Below are 18787 nucleotides of genomic sequence, written 5' to 3'. Positions count from 1 at the left end.
CCTATGTGTATATTTATTTAGTTTTATTTTATTTTTCATAATTTAAAAAAATATCTAAAATTCTTTTCATTTTTAAAGTTTTTGTAAGTGTGATTTTTCATTTCTGTTCACTTAAAGAGATTTTATATTTCAGAGTAATAAAAAATAGTGTTGTAAGTAATACTTAATAGGTGATTATCTTGAGTGAAAATAAAAACTATCTGAAATACTATAATCTTGTGTCTGAAGATGTTAAATTCGCAGCAAACTCCATTATTAGATTAAGAATATTGGCCGCTCTTTTTGAAAAACCTCAAAACATGAAGGGTTTGACAGATTTAACCAAACTAAGCTACAGCTCTATTTCAAGCACTATCCATGGATTGGAACTAGAGGAATTTGTATACCGTGAATCTAACAAATATTATTTATCTAACTCTTTAAAGATGATAATGGTGCATGTTTTGGAACTTAAAGATGTTGTAAATTTATTAAACAGATTTTTTAACATGTTTGAGGGTCATGTGGTGCGTGTGATTCCAAACAAATCTGTTGTTGAATTGAACATGATTTGCAATTCCGATTTATTGGAATCTGGTGGCATTGATGCATATAAAATTTATAATTTTATAGAAGATGCTTTGATTGATGCAAATAAAGTGCGCTGCATACTGCCTTTTTATCACCTTGATTTAAACAAACAGTTAAATTGCCTTGTAAATAAGGACAAATATGTCGAAATCATAGTTTCTCATGAAATCTTTGAAATTTATGAAGAAAGATCAGAATCAAAATATCTATCTTCATTCAAAGGTAAAAACAACTTTTTGTTGATTGTCACTGATAAGATGATGATTTTAGGTTTATTTAAGGAAAATGGGCATTTTGACCAAAATAGGCTTTTGACTTCAAAAAATAGTGATGCAATAAGATGGGCAAATAATCTATTTAAAAACTTTAAAAAGAAAAATAAATGAGTTTAAACTCATTTATAATATTTTTCCAGGTAATCTTTTAAATCGGCAATTGGTATTCTTTCCTGAGCTTCGGTGTCCCTGTCCCTTACAGTAACCTGATTGTCTTCCAGGGTATCAAAATCTACTGTAACAGCAAGAGGAACTCCAATTTCATCAGCTCTTGCGTATCTTTTACCAATTGTTCCGGTAGCGTCATATTCAACAGTGAAACCTGCCATTCTTAGGGTTTCTGTTAATTCCTGAGCTATTTCACGAGGGCCTTCCTTGTTGACAAGAGGGAATATTCCCAGTTGAACCGGAGCCACTGACTTGTCAAACTTGAAGTAGTCCTTTTCTTCTGTTTCAGCAAATGAATGCAATAAAACTGAATAGGTTATACGGTCAATACCGAATGAAGGTTCGATGACGTGTGGAACTATTTTCTCTCCGGTTATTTCCTCTTCGACATCCTCGAAGATAAGCAGGTCTTCTGTAACCTCATAGACTTTATCCAGCTCCACGCTAAACTTGCCGTCTTTTTCAAGGGCTTCCTTGATTTCATCAACATCGGCTTCTTCTATTGCCTGTTTGACTTTTGGAGAATCTCCTTTAAATATTGGTCCAAATTTGGATAGGTTAGGTTTAACAACTGTTTTTTGGACTTTTTTAGGTTCATCATATTCGACGAACACGTTTAAATCGTCGTTACTGTATTGTGAGTGTGATGACAGGTCGTAATCGCCTCTGTCTGCAATTCCGATGATTTCAACCCAACCGTATTTGTCGGTTAGGACTTCAACGTCCCAGCAGTCAAGTGCATAGTGAGCCATTTCTCCTTTCAGGTGTTGTCTGAATCTTAAGACATCTTCAGGAATTCCGATTTCAGTAAGGAATTTGCGGGCTAGATATAATTGGTAAATCAGCATTTCATTGGCTACAATGCCTTTGTCCAATGCTTCTTTTGCAGTTATTTCCAAAGGCTCAAGGTCTTTTTCCTGAACTTCCTGTGAATTCAGGCGTAAAACTACGTCTTCAATCTGTGAGAATTTAGGATGTGTCTTATCTTTAGGGTTTAAAAAGATTTCTGCTTCCGCTTGTGTGAATTCTCTGAGTCTGATTACTCCTTGCCTTGGTGAAATTTCATTTCTGTATGCTTTTCCAAGCTGCACTGCGCCGAATGGCAATTTTCCTCTGAAGAATCTTTCCAGACGTTTGAATAAGATGAATATTCCTTGTGCTGTTTCAGGTCTCATGTAACCTACTTTGTCCCCTTTGGCACCAATTTCAGTTTTAAACATTAAATTGTAATTCCAGATGTTTGACAGTTTGCCTCCGCACTCAGGACAGACGATGTCATTGTCAATTACGATTTGATCAAGCTCTTCGTTTTCAAGGCTTTCCACATCTTCGCCTATTACCTCTTCAATGATGTGGTCTGCTCTGAATACTTCTCCACAACTTTCACATTTACACATTGGGTCGGTAAAGTTATCGACGTGTCCTGATGCTTTTAAAACTTCTTTAGGCATTACGGTAGGACCTTCGATTTCGTAAAATCCTTCACCTGAAACGTATTGCTTTCTCCATTTTTGCATGATGTTGTTTTTTAGGCTTGCTCCAAGAGGGCCGTAGTCAGTAAATCCTGATACTCCTGAGTATATCTCAAAAGATGGCCATAAAAATCCTCTTTTTGCACTGACATTAGACATTTTATCATGATTCATAAATATTAACTCCTATTCTTTTTTCAATTCATAATCTTGTTTAATTCTACTGCTTTCAGGGCGTGTCTGGCCCATATATTTACTATTTCTGTCAGGGTGTCCATAAGGCAATTCTGAAGGGGTGGTCATTGTTTCAAAAACAATTTGGCATACCCTTTGACCGGGATATAATGCCACTGGCATTGCACCGATGTTGGATATTTCCAAAGTGATTCTTCCCTCAAATCCTGGGTCAATAAATCCTGCGGTAACGTGCATTGTAACGCCTAATCTTCCCATACTTGAACGCCCTTCCACTCTTGCAACAAGGTCATCAGGCACTTTAACGTACTCTAATGTAGTGGCAAGGGCAAATTCATTCGGATGTATTATGAATGCTTCACCTTCAGGCACAATCATTGATTCCATATAGGATGCAATGTCCTCTTCATCTTCAGGATCGATATATGGTTGTCTAATCACTTTAAATACTTTAAATTCATCCCCCAATCTCATATCAACAGAAGATGGCTGTATCTGTTTTTCATCTTGAAGGGGTTCAAATCCAATTTTACCTTCTTTTAAATATTCCTTTATAGTCTTATCACTTAAAATTGCCATATTTTCACACAAGTAATTCAATAAATATTATTCTCTTATTTCAAGCAAATTGTCCATTCTATTGACTACATTGTCAATGGTTTCATCCGTGTAGTCGATTGTAATGGCATCGAATTTGCATGCATGTGTACAAAGGCCGCAGCCTTTGCAATTTTCTTTATCAATGGTTATCTTATTGTCTTTTAGGCTTATGGCCTGGAACATGCAAACTTCATCTAAACATTTCTTACATAATCTGCATTTGTCTTCATGGAGTGTTACCTCAACGCCATCGAGTTTTTCCAATTTATCGCTGATGTCTGAATCTAAATTAGGATACACTTTCCACAAACAGCAGCAAGGACAACAATGACAAATGGTCAGCAATCCTTTTCCAGGGCGAACATTCATCCATACGGTATCGATCTTATTTCTGCCGATAATATGACTTAAACCAGCAGCGTCGGCTTCGTCAACCTGAGCCAATGCCTCTTCGACTGTAGCAGTGCGGCCGATATTTCTTGGAATCTTTCGGGTTGTTGGTCCGAGGAAAATGCAGCCTATGTCTTGAGGATAGTCCTCACAGTTGTTTGATGTCCTGCACAGGCATGAATTCATGATGACAATATCGTCGCTGCGCTTAATTACCTCTTTTATCACGTCAGTAGGGAGAAATTCAGAACCTTCGGACTCTATTTTCTGATTGATATTGATGGTATTTGGTATAACAAGTATTTCATCGTCTTCAAACAGCATTTTATCAACGACTTTTTTGTAAATCTTTGATTTTTTGGTAATCTCTGCTATCCAAAATCTCCAATTGAATATGTATTTTAGTGTAAATATGCTAATATCTGCAAATCTAGGTCGTCTCATTGTTCACCAATCTTGTTTTTTAATCGTCTCAATATACCTTTAAGGGTATGTATTTCTCGTCCGGTAATAAATGCTCTTGAAACAATGTTGTTGAATGTTTTAAGCCCATTCCTCTTCTTATGGTCTGGAATGTCCAAGCAGTCAATCAGCTCTTCCATGTCCTTTACCAGGTATTTTTTCTCCAGTTCGCCGCTTTCGTTAAGGCCTTCGACTCCGTAATCATGCTTGTTTTTAAACAGCTCATAAAATATGATTGCTGCTGCATGGGATATGTTCATGATAGGATAAGTCGGGTCGGTTGGAATTGATACGCAAATGTCGCAATCCCCAATTTCCTTATTTGAAAGTCCGTCCCCTTCCCTTCCAAATAATATTGCTATCTTATTTGAAACATTCAGGGATTTTCCAAGCTCTTCGGGTCTTATAGGAATTCTTGATAGATTATAACTTCCTCCGGCCATTCCAGTTGAAGCGACTTTAAAATCAATTCTTCGGGACTGATAAAAGTCATCCAGACTAGGATAAATCTTTGCATTTTCAACAATGTATTTTCCATGTGTAGCCTGATAGTATGCTTCATTTGTCAATTTTGGAGGATTAATCAATACTAAATTCTTTAATCCAAAGTTTGCCATGGTTCTTGCAAGAAAACCGATGTTTCCAGGAGTTTCACACTCTACAAAAACAATATAGATATTTTCCTTAAAAAGGCTGATTTCTTCATCTTCCTTTTCTCTTATGAGCTTTGCACGTGCACTTCCTCTGGATTGGCTTCTTGATTTTGATTTTTTTGTTGAAGTTGACTCTTTTTCGGTTTTGCTTTCTTCTTTACTTTCAGGTGAAGACATTGTTGTAGTCTCAACCACTTTCTCTTCACTTACAGCAGCATCTCCTATTTTAATCAACTCCAAGTTTAATTATTCGTAAGCTTTATCTAATAATTCAAGTAAATGCATTGTTTTGACATCGTCACATCCTATGTCATCCAGACCGTCCTGCAGGTTCCTCTTACAGAATGGGCAGATTGTAACCACAGCCTCAGCGCCGGTGTCCTTAATCATTTCAGCTTTTGATCTTGACAGTTCCATTGCAATTTCAGGTTTTCCGGATTTGATTCCTCCGCCTGCACCGCAGCATTGGCAAGGATATTTCATCTCTTCAAGTTCAACGCCAGGAATCATTTCAATGATTTCCCTTGGCTGGTCTTTAATGCCCTGGCCTCTTCCAAGGTGGCATGGGTCATGGTATGTGACTTTCATGTCCAGTTCCTTCAATTTGGAGGTGTCGAGCTTATCAACCAAGAATTCGCTGATGTCCATCACATTCAATTTTGAACCGAATTCAGGGTGGTTGTTCTTCAATGTCGCTCCACAGCCTGAACAAATTGTAATGACAGTATCATAATCCTTGAAGACCTCTTTGTTTTTGTCAACAAGGTCCTGCACTATATCGGTTTGGCCGGTTCTTAAAAGGGGTGAACCGCAGCATACCTGTCCTTCAGGCACATCAATGTCGATTCCATTTTCCTTAAGAATCTTAACCAGCTTATGGCCGGTTTCAGGGAATTTGTAGTCAACCATACAACCTGTAAAGAATGCGATTTTTGAGCCGGTCTTGTTTTCGGCCTCTTCGATAAATGGGGTTTTGTCTGTTGTAACTGACCTTCCGCTTTTCATGATGTTTTCCTTGAATGCAACATGCTCCGGAAGTGGTCCTGAACCGTTTGCAACTGCAATTGCCCTCATCTTTTCGATTGCATCACCAAATGTGTTGATGTTTTTAGGGCATACTGCCAGACATTTGCCGCAGCTGGTACAATTGTACAGCCCATCATCCAATGCTTCTTTTAATCTGTCAAAGTTATCTCTAGGGTCTGCATCAAATTTTCTGATGTATCTCATGAGATAAGGTCCACCAAACTCTTCTGTTGCAATATTGACGACCGGACAGGTTGAATAGCAGGAATAGCATTCAATGCAACTTCTGACCTTTTTGGTTTCTGCTGAATCTTGTTTGGTAATGCTGTTATTCAATTCTTCGCATTTATGGTCACATTGAATAGATAATTCTAAATCTTTAACTTTAGCTTCAATACTTGACTTGTCCACAATCAGATCTTTAATAACTGGGAAATTAAGAGGTTCTATAATTGCGCCGTCCTTAATTTCTTTTTGACAGGCCAAAGCTCCGTTTCCTTTAAACAGTATTCCGCAAGATCCGCATTGCCCTGCTCTGCAGGAACTTTGAAAACTGATGTCTGCATCATATTTGTCATTAATTGCTTGCAGGGCATCCAGAACTTTCATGTGGGGTGTCTGTTCTATTTCATAGCACTCCAAATGTGGTTCTGTGTCAGTTTCTCTATTGAATCTTGAAACATAAACCTTAATCATTTTATCCCTCTAAAGCTTGTAAGCTTATAAAATATTATAATATAATATTTGTGTCTTATCGAATATATTATACTTACTATTTTTGAAGGGTCTATTTTTTGAAAATATTAAATCTCTTTTGATTTTTTCTGAAATTTTTGCAAAAGAGTTTTTAATAATTTAAATCAAATATTATTTATGTCAAACATTGATAGGTTTAAAATTGAAAACGAGGATTTGGACTTTCCATTCTACAACAACAATCCCCATGTTCCTAAATGGGGTTGGATTGTTTTGTTCTTTGCAATGATTATGGGATTAATTTTATCCATTAGTTCCAGTCTTATAGTCCTTATTTTATCATGTGCAGTGATTATTGTTCCTGTATTATACTTTTTGAAATGGGATTATACGGTAATATTTAAAAAACTTTCCGCTAGAGATGTTGCTCTTGCGATAGCTCTTTTTGTAGGATATATTGTTTATGCCCTTGCAATGGATTTTGTTTTAGGGAATTTTGGTATAGTTGGAGGAGATCTTGTTGGAAGTAATCCTACCTGGATGGATATTCCCCCATTGTTCTTCTCATTAATGGTTGAAGAGTTTCTTAAATTCATTCCGTTCATGTTCTTTTTACGGGTGGCATTTAAATTTTCGAATAATCGTAAGTTATCAGTTATTTTATCAATGGCTTTGGTAATGCTGTTCTTTGCATCTTTGCATGCATATAACTGGAACATGTTTGTTTATGCAATTTTCATACAGGGCTTTGGTTCAATATTTGAGTTTATTGGATATATAAAGACCAAAAATATTTTAGTTTCCTACATTACCCATATGGCTACAGATATTTTGGGATTTTCTGTGGCAATAATGGGATTATAATATAATTTCAATTGAAATCCTCTAAAATTGAGGATTCAACTTTATTTTTTAATTTGATTTTTGAAAATATACTTATACTTTGAAGTATTAAATTAATTATGTATTAACGATAATTTTGAGGAAATCATAATGAATTTAAAAGAATTAGTTACAGGAGAATCCGGCGAAAAACAGTTTTTGCTTGGAAATGAGGCTGCCGTTAGAGGTGTAATAGAGGCAGGCGTTTCCATTGCAGCTACCTATCCTGGAACTCCTTCATCAGAAATTGGAAATGTATTGTCAGTATTGGCTAAGGATGCCAATATTTATTTTGAGTTTTCCACCAATGAAAAAGTTGCCATGGAGGTTGCGGCCACCGCAGCGGCTTCAGGATTGAGGTCTTTCACTTTCATGAAGCATGTGGGTATGAATGTTGCGGCAGACTCATTCATGACTACAGCATACTCTGGGGTAACCGGTGGAATGGTAATTCTGTCTGCAGATGACCCTTCACTCTTTTCATCTCAAAACGAACAGGATACACGTAACTATGCAAGAATTGCTAATGTGCCTGTTTTGGAACCGTCAAACTGTCAGGAAGTAAAGGACATGGTCAAATATGCATTTGACTTATCAGAACAGTTCGGTTTGCCTGTAATAGTCAGAACCACTACCCGTGTTTCACATATGAGGGGAGTAGTCGAGTTTGGAGATGTTAATGATAACTCATCAAACAATGATAACCACTGGAAGAGAGGTCACTTCAACAAGGATCCGTCAAAATATGTTCCGGTTCCCGCATTTGCAGGAGACATGCATGTCAGATTATGGGATAAAATCAAAAAAATTGAAGGAATCTCTAATAAAAGCGAATTCAACCATGAAATCAATTTTTCCGATGAAAAAGTTTATGGATTGATTGCTTCAAGCAGTGCATATAACTATGCTCACGATATTGTAAAATTCAATGATTTGGATGTCAACATATTGAAATTAGGATTTTCATATCCTTTCCCACAGGATAGGGTTGTGGAATTCCTGGAGGATTTGGATGAAGTATTCATAGTTGAAGAGGTTGACCCGATTATTGAAAGGGATGTGCTTGCCGCAATCGGAGCCAAAAACCTTGATGTCATTGTCCATGGTAAGTTGGATGGAACTTTCCCTCTTTATCATGAGTTCAACTCAGACATCGTTGCAGAAGGATTGGACAAGGTTTTAAACTTCGATGAAAAAGGAACAGTCACTTATTCTTCAAGTCTGGAGGAACTGCAGGAAAATATCCCTTCAAGAGCTCCTGTATTATGTGCAGGATGTCCTCACAGGGCAATGTATTATGGAATAAACCTTGCAATTGAAGAGCTTGGCCTAAAACCTGAAGATGTTATTTTCGCATCAGACATTGGATGTTATACATTGGGAATCAACCCTCCATACAATGCTGCCGATTACCTGTTGTCAATGGGTTCAAGCGTAGGGGACGGTTGCGGATTTTCAGTTTCAACCGACCAGAAGGTGGCAAGCTTCATTGGAGACTCCACATTTTTCCACAGTGGTGTTTCACCTCTAATCAATGCAGTGCACAACAAGCACAATTTTGTTCTGACAGTTCTTGACAACAGGATTACTGCAATGACAGGCGGTCAACCTAACCCGGGAATTCCTGTTGACGGAATGGGTGATGAGGCTCCTGAAGTATCAATACGCAAGCTTGCATTGGCTTGCGGATGCGATTATGTGCGCGTAATAAACCCATTTAATCTCGAACAGGTTGTTAAAACTTATAAAGAGGCATTTGAAAGAAACGATACTGCTGTAATCATATCAAAAGCTCCATGTACATTAATCAAAGGATTGACCAAAAAACCACCGGTCAACTTTGTTGAAGGAAACTGCAATTACTGCGACAAATGTGTAAGCGAATTGGCCTGTCCGGCCATATCCAAAGTTGATGGTAAGATTACAATAGATAAGGCACAATGTGACGGATGTAATGTATGTATACAGGTCTGTAAGTATGGTGCTCTAGAGGCAGGTAGGTGATATTATGGATAATCATTATTGTATTTATATTTGCGGTGTAGGAGGTCAGGGAATCATCAAGACCTCAACAATCATTGGTGAAGCTGCAATGAACCAAGGTTTGGACGTTGTCATGAGTGAAATTCACGGAATGTCTCAAAGGGGAGGTTCTGTTTCAACAGAGCTGAAGATTGGAGGATACAATTCATCAATCATACCTAATCAGGCTGCTGACATGCTGCTTTCCTTTGAACCTATTGAAACAATAAGGGGACTTGACAAGGTAAACTCAGAAACTAAAATAGTTTATAATACCCATCCGATTATTCCTTCTTCAACAGACAAGGCTTATCCAAGCGTTGATGCGATAACAAAAACTCTAAATGAAAACTTTAAGCATGTGCTTCCGATTGATGGAACAAGATTGGCTATTGAAGCGGGAAGTGTTTTGTCATTGAATATGGTTCTTTTAGGAGCAGTCACTGCGGATGATAAGTTTCCACTTACAAAAGAATCAGTCATTGATGCAATGAAAAATAACTTGAAACCTAAATTCCATGAAATGAATTTAAAAGCAATTGAAAGTGGGTATCAATCCATCAAAGGTTAAATTTTAAATAGTATTTATACTAAATTATTAACTATATAAACAGTTGTGGTATTATGGCTTACAAAATTGACAATGCTATTGTAAAAAAAGATAGAAACGGTAGAATAACATTAATCGATCCAGAAAACGTTTTTAAAGATGAAGATGCATTCATTGCAATTAAAAGTGATGATTTAATCACAATCCAGCTTTTAATCAATGGAATCATGAAAAATGATTTCCAAAACTGGAGAGAATTAGGAACCATTCCAGAAAAAGAGCCATTAAAAGGTCTTTTCGTACGTTTGGGTTATTCAAAAGAAGATATATCTAACTTATTAAAAGAATTTTAGATATTCTTTCTTAACTATTTTTTTTTAAAAAAATAAGAGTAGAAAAGAAGTTAATCTTTTCTATAAATCTTTGATGTCTTCAGCATCCAGTATTTTAACGTTGCTTTCATTTAAGGCATCAACTGCTTTTTCCATATTTTCTAATCTCATAACGACAATTGCCTCGTCGGTTTTGCTACTTACAAAAGCGTAAAGGTATTCCAGATTAATTCCTTTTTCGTCAAAAACAGCCAGAGTTGAGTTTAATCCATTAGGTTCATCAGGCACTGCCAAAATGATGACTTCATTTTCTTTCACGATAAATCCGTCTTTTTCAAGAGCAGCTATTGCCTTTTCATTATCAGAAACGATTAATCTTAAAATTCCGTATTTTGTTGTATCTGCTATTGATAATGCACGAATGTTAATGTTTTCTTTTGCTAATGTGTCAATAGCTTTTTTAATTCTTCCTTCTTTGTTTTCGACAAAAATTGATACTTGTTTAACTACCATTTTATCACCTATCTAAATTCCTTTCATCAATTACACGAACAGCTTTACCTTCACTTCTTGGAAGTGATTCAGGTTCGACAATACTTACATCTACTCTAATTCCAGTTTCTGATCTGATGGATGCCTGTATCTGTTTTTCGACTCTTTCCATTTCTTTCATTTCATCTGAGAACAATTCTTTTGTAGCTTCAACTTTAACTTCCACTTCATCTAAAATATCAGGTCTTGTTACATGGATCATGTAGTTAGGGCTTGCTCCTGATACTTTAAGCAATGCCTTTTCGATTTGTGATGGGAAAACCATGACTCCTTTGATTTTAAGCATATCGTCACTTCTGCCGGTGATTCTTGTCATTCTTACGGTTGTTCTTCCACATTCACATTTATCGGCAATAAGTGAAGTGAGATCTTTTGTTCTGAATCTTAAGATAGGCATTCCAGTTTTGGTTAAGGAAGTCAATACCAATTCTCCTTTTTCACCGTAATCCAGGGTTTCACCAGTTTCTGAATTGATGATTTCAGGGTAGAAATGGTCATCTTGGATATGCATTCCGTTTTGGCAGTCACATTCCTGAGCAACGCCAGGACCCATAACTTCTGTTAGGCCGTAGATGTTGTGGGTTTTGATTCCAAGGGATCCTTCAATTCTTTTTCTCATTTCATCGGTCCACATTTCGGCCCCGTGGATTCCTGCTTTTAGATTGATGTCTTCTAATGCGATTCCTGCCTTTTCTCTTGATTCTCCAAGATACATTGCATATGAGGGGGTGCATGTCAATATGTCACTTTGGAAATCAACCATTGTGTCAAGTTGCCTTTGGGTGTTTCCAGCGGAAATAGGAATTGTAATTGCCCCCATTCTGTTTCCACCATGGTGGATACCAAATCCTCCTGTGAATAATCCGTATCCGTATGCATTTTGAATAATGTATTCCTTTTCTGCACCAGCCATTTTAAGTCCACGTGCAATGCATTCTCCCCAAATGTCCAAGTCATTTTGAGTGTATGCGGTAACTGTTGGTTTTCCGGTTGTTCCTGAAGATGCATGAACCTCTACAATTTCCTCACGAGGAACTGCAAGCAATCCTAACGGATAAGCTTCCCTTAAATCACTCTTGGTTGTAAATGGGATTTTTTCAATGTCCTTCAATGTTTTGATGTCTTCCGGTTTCAATCCGATTTCGTCGAATCGTTTCTTATAGAACTCTACATTTTCATATGCGAGCTTTACGGTCTTTTGCAGTCTTTCTAATTGAATCTTTTCTTTTTTTTCTTTTTCCATACATTCGGCTTTTTCATCCCAAAACATGATATCCCTGTTTGATTAATTTTTCTAATGTGTTTAATTATGTAACTTATTGAATATATAATTTTAGACAACTGTTTAATTTTTCGATTTTAATCTTAATTAATTTTAACGATGTTAATTAAAAATTGATTTGTACTCGTTAAATTATAAATTGGCTTCAATTTTTACTTTATTTTGTCTGCCAAGTATTTATACAAGTTTTCTATAAGTTTTACATGGTGATTAATTTGAATTCACAAATCGAAAAGGCTAAAAAAGAGTATGATGAGAAAAATTATGAAAATGCATTGGAAATATTGGACGGCATCGAAGTTGAAGGGGAGTATCAAAAGCTTATAGTCTTCATTAAAATAGCCTGTTTGATGGCATTAAGACGTTATGATGAATCTTTAAGCATCATTGATTCAAATATTGAAAAATTTCCTTATAGTGATTTTCTATGGTCCAGAAAGGTTGAATGCCATTACTTCAATGGGGATGAGGAGGAAGCAGCAAAATCCCTTGAGGAGCTTGAACGCATTGTCAATAAGGATGATAAGTATTGTCTTGTTTTTCTTGCCGAGGAGTTTGAGATGATTGGCAATCACGAAAAGGCTTTGAAATATTGTGATATGGCGCTGGATATCGATGAGGATTTTGTTGATGCGGTTCGCCAAAAGTCGATGTCTGCAAGCGCTTTAAAGGATTATGATATGATGAACGAGTGTGCAGACAGGCTTTTGGAACTTTATAAGGATGATTTTGAGAAATTGATTCCATTCACGTTAAAATTATTCTCCAGGAGATATAGGGATGCATTGGATATTGTTGAGGGAATGGATATCCTTGATAAAGTGCAGGAGGAGATGATGAAGGGGGCCATATATAATTCCATGGTTGAAGACTTAAGCATTGAAATCAGGACCTCCGCACCAATTGACATGACTGCTGATGAGGTTTTGAACCTTTTCTTCATGTATCATTATGATGGGATCCGGCATGGTGAAATCAAGGGTGCCAAGTATTTAATCACAAAGCAACAATAATGTACAAAAAAGTACATCAATGTATTTTAGTAAGCTTTATAAACATGGAACATAATAAATTAAAGTGAATATTAAGTTATTTAATATTTTTTAGAGGTAATTAATTATGGACGTAATGATTTTAACAATAGTGTTTATAATCTACATATTCGCGCTGGTTTTTGTAGGTTATTACGCATACAAAAAGACTAATTCCTCTGAAGACTTCATGATTGCTGGTAAGGATACACATCCATTCATCATGGCAATGAGTTATGGAGCTACTTTTATTTCGACAGCAGCTATTGTTGGTTTTGGAGGGGTTGCTAGTGAATATGGTATGAGTGTTTTATGGTTGGCATTCTTAAACATTATCATTGGTGTATTTATCGCATTTGTATTTTTAGGAAAGAGAACACGTAGAATGGGGCATGCTTTGGAATCCTTGACATTCCCTGAGTTTTTGGGAAAACGTTTCGACTCCAAATTCATCCATTACTTCTCAGGATTGATAATCTTCTGTGCAATGCCTTTATATGCAGCAGTTGTATTGATCGGTGCTGCAAGATTTCTGGAATCTTCATTAATGATTAATTTCAGCATAGCATTGATGATTCTATCAATCATTATCACATTCTATGTGCTGTTCGGTGGAATCCGTGGTGTAATGTATACTGACGCACTTCAGGGAACCATCATGGTAGTCGCAATGGTATTCCTTTTAGTATTTATCTACTGGCTGCTTGGAGGAGTCAGCACAGCAAACACAGCATTGACAAATATGGTTAATCTGTATCCTGCCGATGCGCTTGCAACGGGAGGTACGGGCTGGACGGCCTTCCCAGAGTTTGGAACACCGTTCTGGTGGTCACTTGTATCATCCACATTAATCGGTGTAGGTATCGGGGTTCTCGCACAGCCTTCACTGATTGTAAGGTTCATGACAGTCAAATCAGACAAAGAATTAAACAGATCCGTTTTGATTGGGGGCATATTCATTGCAATCATGCCTACAACAGCATATATCGTAGGATCACTTTCAAATGTATACTTCTATGACAAGTTTGGAAAAATCGCTGTTGATGTGGTTGGAGGAAACATCGACAAGGTCATTCCGACATTCATCACAATGGCACTTCCTGAATGGTTCGTGTACATCTTCCTTCTGTCCCTGATTGCGGCTGCAATGTCAACAATATCTTCACAACTGCACACACAGGGAACCGCATTTGGTGTGGATATATACGGTACAATAAGGGAAAAATCAAAACAGAAACTCGACCAGGTATCTATTTCAAGGGTAGGTATCCTGATAGCTATCATTCTGGCTTTGGTAATGGCATATGCACTTCCTGGAAGTGTAGTTGCACTCGGTACAAGTCTCTTCTTTGAAATCTGTGCAGCAGCATTCCTGCCTGTATTTTTAGGAGCGCTTTACTGGAGAGGAATCACAAGACCTGGAGCTATTGCTGGAATTGTTTCCGGAACATTCGTCAGTCTGTTCTGGTTAACATTCGTATTCAAAAAAACTGCAGTAGGTCTTGGAATATGTAAATTCTTATTAGGTATGGAAACATTGATTCCTGCAGCACCATGGCCTTTCATTGATGTAATGCTGATAGCGGTGCCAGTTTCTGCAATATTTACAATTGTAGTAAGTTTACTTACCAAACCTCCGGCACAGGAGGTTGTCGATAAGGCATTTGAAAACATAGGTTCAAAAGGGAGTGATGCATAATGGGAATTTTAGGAATTGAAGACCCATGGATTTGGGGAGTATACCTTGGAATTATCCTGTCCACACTTCTATGTGTTGGCTATGGTATTGTAAACTGGAACAAGGGAGATTAAATTCTCCTACCTTATCTTTTTTTATATAATTAATTACAAATTCATTAACGATGAACGCTGATGAATCTGATAAAATTTTTACCAAATCATTTTTTCTGATTTTTGGAGCGTTGCTGTTTACGGCTCTTGTGATGTATGCACTGATGTCAACGGTGACCGAATATGCAACAACTATGGGCTCCACTGCAACGATTGCGGGACTGGTTTCAGGAATATACATTTTCGGAGGACTGTGCTCAAGGATATATTCAGGTGATGCGCTTGAGAGAATCGGCTGGCGAAAAATAGCGCTTGTTTTTATGGGAATCCATTTTTTTGCATGTCTTCTGTATTTTGTAGTGGACAACATTACCCTCCTTATCATAGTCAGATTCATACACGGTATCGGTTTCGGGGCATCAGCCAATGCGATAGTGACAATAGCAACGGCAATATTGCCCAAAAGGAGATTTTCCGAAGCCTTTGGATATTTTATGCTTGGAACAACCATAGCTGTTGGTCTTGGACCATTCATCGGAGGATTCTTGTATGATTCATTCGGCTCTATGGGATGCTTTGCTGCAGCTTCAGTCTTCTCATTTTTGGCTTTGATATTCATAATTCTCATTGATGTTGATAAATATGACACAAAGGATAAAGCTTCCGGTGATAAGTCATATTCCGGAATTGAAAAGGTAATAGAGTTCGGTGCCGTGCCTGTTTCACTTTTCACGGCTCTCACAAGTCTCGGTTATGTGTCAATACTTTCATTTTACAGGCTGTATGCAGTTGAGGTGAACCTGACTGAGGTATTTTCATGGTTTTTCATCATATACTCAATCTGTCTTGTTGCCACAAGGCCGCTGGCCGGCAGAATCCAGGACAACGGAGGAGACAGGATAGTTTGTGTGGTTGGAATCATCGCACAGTCAATAGGTCTGATGCTGATTGCACTTTACCCGTCCAACATTACGGTCATAATCTGTGCAATATGTGCAGCTCTGGGATTCGGAACACTTAATTCGGCCAGTACAGCAATCATAACAAGAAAAGTATCAGAACACCGCAGATCATATGCAATATCAACATTTTTCATATTCTGTGATGCGACAATGGGCTTTGGACCTGCACTTTTGGGGTCATTCGTATCCGCAAGTACAGGATATGCTCCGGTCTATTTCATTTCATCAATAATTACCATTTTGGCATTGCCGATTTGTTTGTACTCCTTGAAATCGTAATTTAATATATAAATGGAACGTATCTTAGGATACAAATCATACGTAAGTGATTTGGATTGTTCTAATTTTTTTCATATTAGGATTATGTGACCATTTGTGAGTTTATATGGTGAAGTAAATTTTACGAAGTTAAAGCAATATTTCACGTTTAAAACAATTTTTAGGTCTTTATTAATAGATGTGTTTCAATGTCTATCTGTTCCAACATGTGAAAACATGTTGTAGACATTGAATTTCAACTTTAACTTGTTTTTTAATGAACCGGCTAATTTTTAATGATTAAATTTCAATCTATTTATCTCTTTTTTTTAAAATATGTTTTTTTAGGAATTTGATTGTGAAATAAAAGTTTAAAAAGGTCTGAATATAAGTTCATTATAGAATTTTTAGTGAATGGGTTTAAGCATAGAAAATATCGGGAATTCAGTACGGAATTACGTACTTTTTCCGATAACTTTTTTATATCTATTTTTCAAATTATTTTTCATGAAAGATTTATTTGACAATTTCACAAGAATCAAGAAAAATGACCCTGAATTTCATGAAATATTTAAAAACTTCGCATTTGATGAAGTGTATGAATACTCAACATTATCTCAAAAAGAAGCCGTTTTGGCGACATTGGCATCATTGATAGCCTGCCAGTCACCAAAGGCATTCAAAAAGATATTGCTTTCAGCGGTAAATGAATACATCACTCCCGAAGAGGTGAAGGAACTGCTCTATCAGTCCGTTCCCTATGTCGGCTTTGGCCGTGCCCATAACTTCTTTGGAGTCGTAATCAAGGTATTTGACAAAAAGGGAATTGAGATGCCTTCAGCTCCAAGGTCAAACACAACCTCTGAAAACAGACGCAAAAAAGGCCGTGAAATCCAGGACAGGTACTTTGGAGCTGAAATGATTCAGGCCATGAATGACAATGCTCCGGAAGGCCAAAAGCACTTCAACGCTTTCCTTGAAGGATACTGCTTCGGGGACTTCTACACCCGTGACGGATTGAACGACAGCGAAAGGGAACTCATCACTTTTGTGTTCATTGCAACATTAGGGGGGTGTGAAAACCAGTTAAGAGGCCATGTTCAGGGCAATTTGAGTGTAGGCAACGATAAGGAGAAATTGGTTTCAGCCATTACGGTTATTTTGCCATATATTGGCTTTCCAAGGTCATTGAATGCATTGGCTATCGTTAATGAGATTTGTCGGTAAATATTCTCTTTCATTTTTTTTTAGCGTTACATATTTTTTCATGATGCGATATGAACCTATTTACATCGATATGTAAATATTTATATATCACTTGTTATTAAAAATATTATTGCCAATCATGATAAATGAAGTGCAATTAATGATTTTTGAATAAGTTAAGGTGAAGAATAACTTACATCGAATAAAAAGGTTATTCATCTTGCTTTTAATAATTCATCTGAATTATTGCATTTAATTGTCTGGTTTGTATTATTTATATGGGAGAATAGTTATGAAATCTAATAAAATCGCAATTATTGCTATTATAGCTATTGTCATTGCAGTTGTTTCAATTGGTTCCTGTTCTGCAGGTTTGTTTGATTTTTTAGGCGGAAGCAATTCTACTGATGATAGTTTAAATGGACAAGAGGTTAACTTAGCTGCTGCAGCTAGTTTAAAAAACGCTTTTGATGAAAAGTTAATTCCAATGTTTGAACAAAAATATCCTGGTGTAAAAGTTACACCTACCTACGCTTCAAGTGGGGATTTACAAACTCAAATTGAAAACGGTTTAAAAGCAGACGTATTCATGTCCGCTTCTAATAAACAGATGAACGCTTTAATTGATGAAGATTTAGTTGACAATAATACCAATCTTCAATTCTTAGAAAACAAAGTTGTTTTAATTGTACCAAAAGACTCAAACGCTAATATCTCTTCATTTGATGATTTGAAAAATGTAAACGGTACCATTGCTATTGGTGATCCTGAATCAGTACCTGCTGGTCAATACGCTAAAGAAGCATTGAACAACACTGGCATTTGGAATGATGTTGAATCTAAATTATCTTTAGGTAAAGATGTAACTGAAGTATTAAACCAAGTAGCTCAAGGATCTGCTGACTGTGGTATTGTATACGCTACTGACGCTAAATCAACTGATGATGTTAAAGTAGTTTGCGAAGCTCCTGATGACGCTTTAAAAACTCCAGTTATTTATCCTGTAGCTTCACTTAAAAATTCAACTGATTCAAACGCTACAAAAGCATTCATGGACTTCTTGCAAACCCAAGAAGCTAAAGACGTATTCGTTGAATACGGTTTCACTCTCCACGAATAGTTAAGGGGAGATTCTAAATGGAAATCAGTGCAAGAAACCAGTTAAAGGGCAAAGTTACTGATGTTGAGCTTGGTGCTGTAATGGCAAATATTAAAATTGAAATTACAGAACCTAATGTCATCACTGCAGTCATTACAAAGGAATCTGCTGAAAAATTAGGTTTAACCGAAGGCGACGATGTATGCGCCATTATCAAATCAACTGAAGTAATTGTAGGAAAATAAAAACGAGTGGGCAAAACTCCCACTTTCACTTTTTTTTTAAAAACCGACATGAAAAATTATATATGTCT

At 36.8% G+C, this 18787-nt stretch carries 19 protein-coding genes; 12 read left to right on the top strand and 7 right to left on the bottom strand.

The annotated features are described in order from the left end of the window. The first annotated feature begins 179 nt into the window (after positions 1-179). On the top strand, positions 180-956 hold the full coding sequence (locus tag ACJMML_RS10330) for a helix-turn-helix transcriptional regulator (RefSeq protein ID WP_405307234.1): 777 nt from the start codon (positions 180-182) through the stop codon (positions 954-956). An 8-nt stretch (positions 957-964) separates the two neighbouring features. Here the strand turns inward: ACJMML_RS10330 and glyS are convergent, their stop codons facing one another. Genes glyS through tfrB form a run of 5 tightly spaced genes read right to left on the bottom strand, consistent with a single transcriptional unit; the run spans position 965 to position 6507 of the window. Continuing rightward, on the bottom strand, positions 965-2659 hold the full coding sequence (gene glyS / locus ACJMML_RS10325; RefSeq protein ID WP_405307233.1) for a glycine--tRNA ligase: 1695 nt from the start codon (positions 2657-2659) through the stop codon (positions 965-967). Between the two features lie 12 nt (positions 2660-2671). Next, the gene (dcd, locus tag ACJMML_RS10320) at positions 2672-3259 is read right to left on the bottom strand and encodes a dCTP deaminase (RefSeq protein WP_405307232.1); all 588 of its coding nucleotides are present in this window, start codon (positions 3257-3259) and stop codon (positions 2672-2674) included. Between the two features lie 27 nt (positions 3260-3286). Continuing rightward, positions 3287-4114 (bottom strand): DUF362 domain-containing protein, encoded by an 828-nt coding sequence (locus ACJMML_RS10315; protein WP_405307231.1) that lies wholly within the window; start codon positions 4112-4114, stop codon positions 3287-3289. Beyond that, on the bottom strand, positions 4111-5019 hold the full coding sequence (locus ACJMML_RS10310; protein ID WP_405307230.1) for a TrmJ/YjtD family RNA methyltransferase: 909 nt from the start codon (positions 5017-5019) through the stop codon (positions 4111-4113). Before ACJMML_RS10310 ends, ACJMML_RS10315 begins: the two co-directional genes overlap by 4 nt. 12 nt (positions 5020-5031) lie before the next feature. Next, positions 5032-6507 carry a fumarate reductase (CoM/CoB) subunit TfrB gene (gene tfrB, locus ACJMML_RS10305; protein WP_405307228.1) on the bottom strand — a complete coding sequence of 492 codons (1476 nt, stop codon included), beginning with the start codon at positions 6505-6507 and terminating at the stop codon, positions 5032-5034. Positions 6508-6684: 177 nt separating this feature from the next. Between tfrB and ACJMML_RS10300 the strand changes: the two genes are divergently transcribed. The 4 genes from ACJMML_RS10300 (at position 6685) to ACJMML_RS10285 (ending at position 10314) form a co-directional block, all read left to right on the top strand. Beyond that, a complete protein-coding gene (locus ACJMML_RS10300) occupies positions 6685-7371 on the top strand; it encodes a type II CAAX prenyl endopeptidase Rce1 family protein (protein WP_405307226.1) in 687 nt (228 codons plus the stop codon). Positions 7372-7500: 129 nt separating this feature from the next. Continuing rightward, positions 7501-9393, top strand: coding sequence for an indolepyruvate ferredoxin oxidoreductase subunit alpha (gene iorA, locus ACJMML_RS10295; protein ID WP_405307224.1), 1893 nt, complete (start codon positions 7501-7503; stop codon positions 9391-9393). A 4-nt stretch (positions 9394-9397) separates the two neighbouring features. Beyond that, positions 9398-9982, top strand: a complete 585-nt coding sequence (locus tag ACJMML_RS10290) for an indolepyruvate oxidoreductase subunit beta (RefSeq protein WP_405307222.1) — start codon at positions 9398-9400, stop codon at positions 9980-9982. A 53-nt stretch (positions 9983-10035) separates the two neighbouring features. Further along, positions 10036-10314, top strand: a complete 279-nt coding sequence (locus ACJMML_RS10285) for a hypothetical protein (RefSeq protein ID WP_405307221.1) — start codon at positions 10036-10038, stop codon at positions 10312-10314. Positions 10315-10374: 60 nt separating this feature from the next. Here the strand turns inward: ACJMML_RS10285 and ACJMML_RS10280 are convergent, their stop codons facing one another. Further along, a complete protein-coding gene (locus tag ACJMML_RS10280; protein WP_405307220.1) occupies positions 10375-10806 on the bottom strand; it encodes an amino acid-binding protein in 432 nt (143 codons plus the stop codon). 4 nt (positions 10807-10810) lie between these two features. After that, the gene (locus tag ACJMML_RS10275) at positions 10811-12115 is read right to left on the bottom strand and encodes a phenylacetate--CoA ligase family protein (RefSeq protein ID WP_405307219.1); all 1305 of its coding nucleotides are present in this window, start codon (positions 12113-12115) and stop codon (positions 10811-10813) included. A 227-nt stretch (positions 12116-12342) separates the two neighbouring features. Between ACJMML_RS10275 and ACJMML_RS10270 the strand changes: the two genes are divergently transcribed. From ACJMML_RS10270 to ACJMML_RS10240, 7 genes are all read left to right on the top strand, one after another. After that, positions 12343-13140: a tetratricopeptide repeat protein gene (locus ACJMML_RS10270; protein WP_405307218.1), complete on the top strand. Its 798-nt coding sequence runs from the start codon at positions 12343-12345 to the stop codon at positions 13138-13140. Between the two features lie 106 nt (positions 13141-13246). Further along, a complete protein-coding gene (locus tag ACJMML_RS10265; RefSeq protein WP_405307217.1) occupies positions 13247-14857 on the top strand; it encodes a sodium:solute symporter in 1611 nt (536 codons plus the stop codon). Continuing rightward, entirely contained in the window at positions 14857-14970 is a 114-nt protein-coding gene (locus ACJMML_RS10260) for a symporter small accessory protein (protein ID WP_330024877.1), read from the top strand. The genes ACJMML_RS10265 and ACJMML_RS10260 overlap by 1 nt, the downstream gene beginning before the upstream one ends. 50 nt (positions 14971-15020) lie before the next feature. Next, positions 15021-16190 (top strand): MFS transporter, encoded by a 1170-nt coding sequence (locus tag ACJMML_RS10255; protein ID WP_405307216.1) that lies wholly within the window; start codon positions 15021-15023, stop codon positions 16188-16190. Positions 16191-16676: 486 nt separating this feature from the next. Then, entirely contained in the window at positions 16677-17396 is a 720-nt protein-coding gene (locus ACJMML_RS10250; RefSeq protein WP_405307214.1) for a carboxymuconolactone decarboxylase family protein, read from the top strand. Positions 17397-17667: 271 nt separating this feature from the next. Continuing rightward, entirely contained in the window at positions 17668-18495 is an 828-nt protein-coding gene (modA, locus tag ACJMML_RS10245) for a molybdate ABC transporter substrate-binding protein (RefSeq protein ID WP_405307213.1), read from the top strand. Positions 18496-18512: 17 nt separating this feature from the next. Further along, entirely contained in the window at positions 18513-18719 is a 207-nt protein-coding gene (locus tag ACJMML_RS10240; RefSeq protein WP_303739025.1) for a molybdopterin-binding protein, read from the top strand. Positions 18720-18787: the final 68 nt, after the last annotated feature.

This window comes from Methanobrevibacter sp., from assembly GCF_045130115.1.
Lineage (GTDB): Archaea > Methanobacteriota > Methanobacteria > Methanobacteriales > Methanobacteriaceae > Methanocatella.
This window is presented reverse-complemented; position numbering and strand designations above follow the sequence as displayed.